The sequence below is a fragment of the Mycolicibacterium peregrinum genome, assembly GCF_001665625.1.
Taxonomy (GTDB): domain Bacteria; phylum Actinomycetota; class Actinomycetes; order Mycobacteriales; family Mycobacteriaceae; genus Mycobacterium; species Mycobacterium peregrinum_B.
The window spans coordinates 1-5,723 of record NZ_LZSY01000186.1 but is presented as its reverse complement, the minus strand read 5'-3'; the positions used below and the strand labels follow the sequence as shown (position 1 = coordinate 5,723).

Annotated in this window: 6 protein-coding genes; 1 reads left to right on the top strand and 5 read right to left on the bottom strand. The window is 63.5% G+C overall.

Translation table 11 applies throughout. From position 1 onward, the window contains the following. Positions 1-223 precede the first annotated feature (223 nt). The 3 genes from A5779_RS29985 to A5779_RS29975 all read right to left on the bottom strand — a co-directional run bounded on the left by A5779_RS29985 (position 224) and on the right by A5779_RS29975 (position 1,520). Entirely contained in the window at positions 224-694 is a 471-nt protein-coding gene (locus A5779_RS29985; RefSeq protein WP_131811714.1) for a hypothetical protein, read from the bottom strand. Positions 695-738: 44 nt separating this feature from the next. Then, the gene (locus A5779_RS29980; RefSeq protein WP_131811713.1) at positions 739-1,200 is read right to left on the bottom strand and encodes a hypothetical protein; all 462 of its coding nucleotides are present in this window, start codon (positions 1,198-1,200) and stop codon (positions 739-741) included. A gap of 125 nt (positions 1,201-1,325) precedes the next feature. Then, the gene (locus tag A5779_RS29975) at positions 1,326-1,520 is read right to left on the bottom strand and encodes a hypothetical protein (protein ID WP_064887342.1); all 195 of its coding nucleotides are present in this window, start codon (positions 1,518-1,520) and stop codon (positions 1,326-1,328) included. A 327-nt stretch (positions 1,521-1,847) separates the two neighbouring features. Between A5779_RS29975 and A5779_RS29970 the strand changes: the two genes are divergently transcribed. After that, complete coding sequence (locus A5779_RS29970; protein WP_064887341.1) at positions 1,848-2,672, top strand: abortive infection family protein; 825 nt, start codon at positions 1,848-1,850, stop codon at positions 2,670-2,672. 538 nt (positions 2,673-3,210) lie between these two features. On the opposite strand, the gene A5779_RS29960 is transcribed toward A5779_RS29970, so the two are convergent. Continuing rightward, positions 3,211-4,373, bottom strand: a protein-coding gene (locus A5779_RS29960; protein ID WP_110777903.1) for an IS3 family transposase whose coding sequence is annotated in 2 segments (ribosomal slippage) — positions 3,211-4,086 and positions 4,089-4,373 — 1,161 coding nt in all. Because the reading frame shifts where the segments join, the coding sequence is not laid out codon by codon here. 778 nt (positions 4,374-5,151) lie between these two features. Then, a partial coding sequence (locus tag A5779_RS29945) for a lysozyme family protein (RefSeq protein ID WP_461786805.1) occupies positions 5,152-5,723 on the bottom strand: 572 nt, incomplete at its 5' end.

Here is a 5,723-nt window from a genome sequence, read left to right as displayed (position 1 = left end):
CGCCACATACGCACCAACCGACCCGCCACTCACCCACCAAAACTAACCACCACACCAACCCCCCAACCACACCCAAACCGGCTCAGTTGTCCGCCTCAACGGCTGTCAAAGGGGTTTGCTGCAGGGTCGCTCGAATGCACGAAATCTGCGCAGCATCACGCCTGAAGATGCAGTTCAGCTAGTCGAGCAGATCCGGCAGCAACGATTTTGCTGCCGCGCTCAGCTATAGGTAAGTCGCCCGTAGCTGCCCAGCGCTGCGCTCGAAGTTCTCACGGGTGGTGCCGAGGACATCCTGCGCCGCTTCCAGCTTGGAGTCCATCGTCTCGACCAGCAGCTTCAGATCGTGCGGCTCCGCAGTCTCAAGATCCTCGGCCGGCATGATCGCCTGCCCCTGCGACTGGGCGGCATCCCGAATCGAGGCCATATTGATCGCTGCCTGCCGGGCTGTCTCGGCAGCAGACTCCGCGGCTTCACGGATCGCCGCCTGCACCGCTTCAGTTTCGGCAGTCATCCGCGCATAGGTATCGGTCGCCTGGTCGAGCGACTCGGCCAGCTGGCCGCCGTCGGCCGGCGCGGCCGCGATCGTCGGCCGATCCAACCCGACCCACTCCACAGCACGAGATGGGTCAGGAAAAACCGACACGGCCGAAGCCAGCACACGGTCTATCTGCGATACATAGCCGCCGGCACTCACCACTTCAGAATATCCGCCGACCAGCGCCGACCAACAGAGCCCAGCTATTCGTGCACTCGCGGGGTGAACAGGCCGTAATCGTTGCGTTTGACCTTGATGCCGATCATCACGGACTTCACACGCAGGCCGGGATGGGACTCAGGTGTACGCCGGGCCAGCGACCGGGTCACCGTCGCCATCTCATTGCTGACAAAGTACGTCTCGGAGGCACCGTGAATCGAGGCCCGCATCGTCCCCCAGGGATCGATGGCAATCCAGAACGGTGACTGGCCAGCGGAATCTTCCTTGACGCCTTGGACCCAGGGGCTTTCCGGATCTCCGCTCAGATAGAAACCCGGGAGCCGCGGCGCGGTCCTGCGCCTACCGAGCAGCACTTGAAGGTTCTTGGTGAGATCACTTTCCTGGGCCGTATCGATGGTGCCGACATGCTCCCACTGGCCGCCGGGCGTGTTGTTCTCGAAAGTCACCGCGGAAGTCGTTGTCGAAATCCATACCTCTGGCCTCATGCGGATATCCTGCCGGATCCGCAACGAACTTCGGCTCCACGGCGCCAAATAATCGGTGCGACGGTGCGACGGTGCGACGGTGCGGCAGCTGGCATCACGCCGGTGGGAGCGGGCGGCCAACCACGTCAGTCGCCGCTGCCGTCCTGCCCCTTGTCGTCGCGCGGCATGTAGGCGATGACCACACCACACACCGCGGTGATCGCGGCCCCTCCAATCCCGACCAGACCATCTGTACTGCCAGTGGCAGCGATGCAGTACGCACACAGCGCCAAGTAGGCGAGAGCACTGGCCATGAGCAACAGGAGCACGAAATTCTTCACGACACTTCCTCCACAGTCGTGGGCCCGACGCGAAAGTCGCGAACCCTCCCCTGTTCTCGCGCCGGACTGCGATTCCTACAGAGGGCGCTGAGGACGCGCAGGTCACGGAGTCTGTTGGCACGTCGGTTGGGCATGGAATAGACCGTATGGCCGAATCGTCGCGGGCGGTGTGACACGCCGGACGGGGTGCGCGACAACGCGCGGTTACCAATCCGGTGCTACCTAACCCGCCCACCAAGTACCGAACCCCGCTCGCCAACCACCCGCGACTCGAACACGCAGCACATCCGATGTGGCCTGTCCCGCGCCGAGGCTAGGTTGTAGCCCGTGAGCGATCTGATCGAGCTCGGCGCGGTACTGAGCGAGTTCTTCGATAGGGCGGGCCCATCGCACGACGAGCTGGACCAGGCCTTCGCTCACCACCGGCTCACTCCGGGTGACCCTGGTCCTGGCGGAAAAGATCAGGATGGCCGGCCGCTCGGCAAGGTTAAGCGGGTACGACGAATCTTCCGATACGCCGCCGACCATCACCCGGCCGCGGGCCTGGCCCTCGCCCAAGAGATCGTGTCCCTGCTACGTGCCGACGGCGCATTCACCCCGACAATGCCGGGATACGCCGGCCAGGAAAAGATCAGCCGCCTGGTCGCACCGTTCCGCCGGCTCGGGTTAACCCTGGCCGAGTCCGGTGACCTGCTGCCCACGGTCATCGACAACCTGGCCGGCACCGAACTCACCGATACCCTCCTGGGCTACGTACGTCGGATCAACCTCAACCCAGACGATGCGGCACTACAGATCGGCACGGGTAAGGAGCTCGACGAAGCCACAGCCCGACACGTACTCGTCGAGCGCACCGGCAGCTACCCGCAAGGCGGCCACAAAGGCAGTTTCCCGGTGACCCTCGCCAACGCGTTCACCGCACTGGGGCTGACTGTCGGGCCGGACGTCAAGCTCGACGACGACCCGCACCGCGCCGTGCAGCAGTGCCTTTTCCTCTTGGGGACCGCGGTCAACCGGTTACGCAACGAGGCCGGAACTGGTCACGGCAAGCCCGGGCCACCAACGAAGACAGCGCCGCTCACACCGGCCGAGGCCCGCCTGGTCGCGCGGGCAACCGCGCTACTGGCCGCCGCCATGCTCGACGTGCTCTGAAGAAACGTCGAACGACCGACCCGCCGCGGTGCCCCAAACGTTCTACCCGGCCGCACCGCCCCAGGGCGGATCCGCGACCGTGGCCCGCATCTCATCAAGGAGCGCTCGGCCCGTAGAGAGCTCACCGTGCACAGAGCTGACGAACTGATCGCCGCCTTGGCCGCGCCATAACGGACGCGTCTCGTCAACACCGCGTTGCAGACGTTGCAGACCCACCTCCATATCTGAAATCAGTTGGAGGATATTGCTTTCGGTAGCCATTCGGTCAGAGCTGGTCATAGGTAAGTCCTCTCGTCAAGTGACGTGTTTCCGGCACGATTCCGAGTGTGTGGCCTCACCGTGTCGAGCGCAACGAGCAAGCTTTCGCCGAGGGCCGATCCGCGCAGCCTGACCTTCTCTACAAACGAGACACGCAGGAACAAACTAGGCCGGCCAAGCCACCGCAGGCACTCTCTTGGCTGTGCAACGATCTCACGATGTTTTTCACACCGGGCTGGGCAGCAATAGGGTCTGCTGCACGATCAGGTGACAGTTTCGGTCACGCGGCCTGACTGGCCGGTGCGGTCATAATCGCTTCGAATTCGATCGGGGTCAACCGCCCGAGTCCGGCTTGGCGCCGGCGCCGATGGTAGGTCCGTTCGATCCAAGTGACGATCGCGATCCTCAACTCTTCTCGTGTGCTCCACCGGCGGCGATCGAGCACGTTCTTCTGGAGCAGGGCGAAGAAGCTCTCCATGGCCGCATTGTCGCCGGCCGCCCCGACGCGGCCCATCGATCCGACCATCTCGTAGCGGCCGAGGGCGTGCACGAATTTCCTTGACCTGAACTGAGATCCGCGATCGGAATGCAGAATGCAACCGGCCACATCACCGCGGCGTGCCACCGCACTACTGAGCGCTGCGGTGGCCAGCCGGGACTTCATCCGAGAGTCGATCGAGTACCCGACGATGCGGTTGGAGTACACGTCCTTGATCGCACAGAGATAGAGCTTGCCCTCATCGGTGCGATGCTCAGTGATATCTGTGAGCCACAGCTGATTTGAACCACCAGCGGTGAAGTCGCGCTCGACAAGATCATCGTGCACCGGCGGACCCACTTTTCCGTTCTTACCGCGCTTTTTGCCGAAGACGCTCCACCACTTATTGTCCGCGCAGATCCGCCAGGCGGTGCGCTCGGCCATCGGCTCACCGGCATCACGGGCCTCCTCGACCAGGTAGCGGTACCCGAACTCTGGATCCTCGCCGTGGGCGTCGAACAGCGCGTTGGCGCGGTAGGCCTCGACGACCTCCGCGTCGGTGATGGGATTGGCCCGCCAGCGGTAATAGGGCTGGCGGGCGAGCTTGAGTACCCGGCACGTCACCGCCACGGGAATCCCGTCAGCGGCGAGCTCACCTACGAGCGGGTAGAGCCTTTTCCCGGCAGATTGGCCTGCGACAGGTACGCCGCGGCCCGGCGCAAGACCTCATTTTCCTGCTCCAACAACTTAATCCGACGCCGCGCATCCCGTAGCTCACCGGACTCGCCGGTGCTCTTACCAGGCTTGGTGCCCTCGTCGATGTCGGCTTGGCGCATCCACTTGTGCAGGGTCATCGGGTGGACTCCGAAATCGGTGGCGATCTGCTCGATCGTCACACCGTCGTCGCGGTTGCGGGCAACGCGGACGACGTCGTCGCGGAACTCACGGGGATAGGGCCTGGGCACAAGGACATCCTTCCAGCTCGCCCAGCACGGGCAAGCCAACTCAGATGTCACCTATTCGTGCAGCAGACCCATACTGACAGTCGGCGGCACACTCGGCGGCGTGGCTATAACTCAGGCAGCCAATTCCGCCCTCAGCTGGCGGACTACGCGCAAGCAACGAAATGACGCAATGATCGCCGCTGTTAGCGACGTGGTCGCCGCCAGTCATAGCTGGGTGTACGCGGTGAGCACGCAAGAGCAAGACCTGCTCCATGCCGTTGCGACTCGCATCTCTAATGAGCAGTTGCAGCAGAAGCTGGAATCTTCGCGCGCATCCGTCTACGCGGCCCAGCTTGAATATGGAAGAGCGATCGCGCGAGTCCGCCTTACGAGCCCAAAGCGGGTCGCGAGCGCAGCGGAGGACCTAACCACCGCCCTCCAGGGTTTCGAAGAAACATGCCGGGCGAAGGTAGCTGCAGCCCTGGAAGGGCAGGGGGTAGCGGAATCGGGGACCACGCCCGTCAACGTAAATCCTCACCTAGACGAGTTGGTCTCGCAGACCCGCAAGGCAGTCGGACACGGTCCGGCAGCTTGACAACGGCTGGCAACGATGGCGGATCCTAAATCGAGACGGTAGTCCACGAAACACTATGGGCGACAACGCCGCAGGTTGGAAGCGCAGACCCTTCCGCAGGGTCGCGGCGAGGAGCAGGATTCGCCAAGAGGATGGCAACACGCCATCGAGTGCGGCAACTGGCAACCTCCTCCTCCTCCACCTCCTCTGCTGAAATTGACTGTGTCAGTATCCTTTTGGTGATCTACTCGGGTCGGCCTGTTGGATCTTCGCCGCCAGGTCCGAGCCGTCGATATTCACGCGGTAGCGACCCATCGCGTAGTTGATGAACGCTGCGGCCTGGGCGACGTTGTCCCGACGATCATTTGGGGTGCCCGGCTCGTGGTAGGCGTCGAATGTCGTTCCCTTGAACTGCAGCGTGCCGACCGTGGGATCCCCGGCCTTGGCGTTCGAGTCCCAGTTGTTCACCGCCAGGTTGTTGAAGTCCGACTCGCGTTTAGCGGCGACCATCATTCCGATTTCCCAATACCGTCGCGCCACAGGATCGGTGATGCCCTTTATATCGAGGGCGCGGTGGATCGCGGCGCGGAATGCCTCGGCCCCAGGACCCGATGGCACGGGTTGCGAATTCATCAATGCTCGGCTGGCAGAAGCGGATCGAATACCACCAGGGCCACCGCGGCCGAGTGAGGTTAGGCCGGCCAAGGCGTTGAGGCCGGGGATGCCGCCACCACCGCCACCACCGGTGGGCATACCGCCACCACCGAAACTGGGCATCCCCATCCCGCCCACCATCC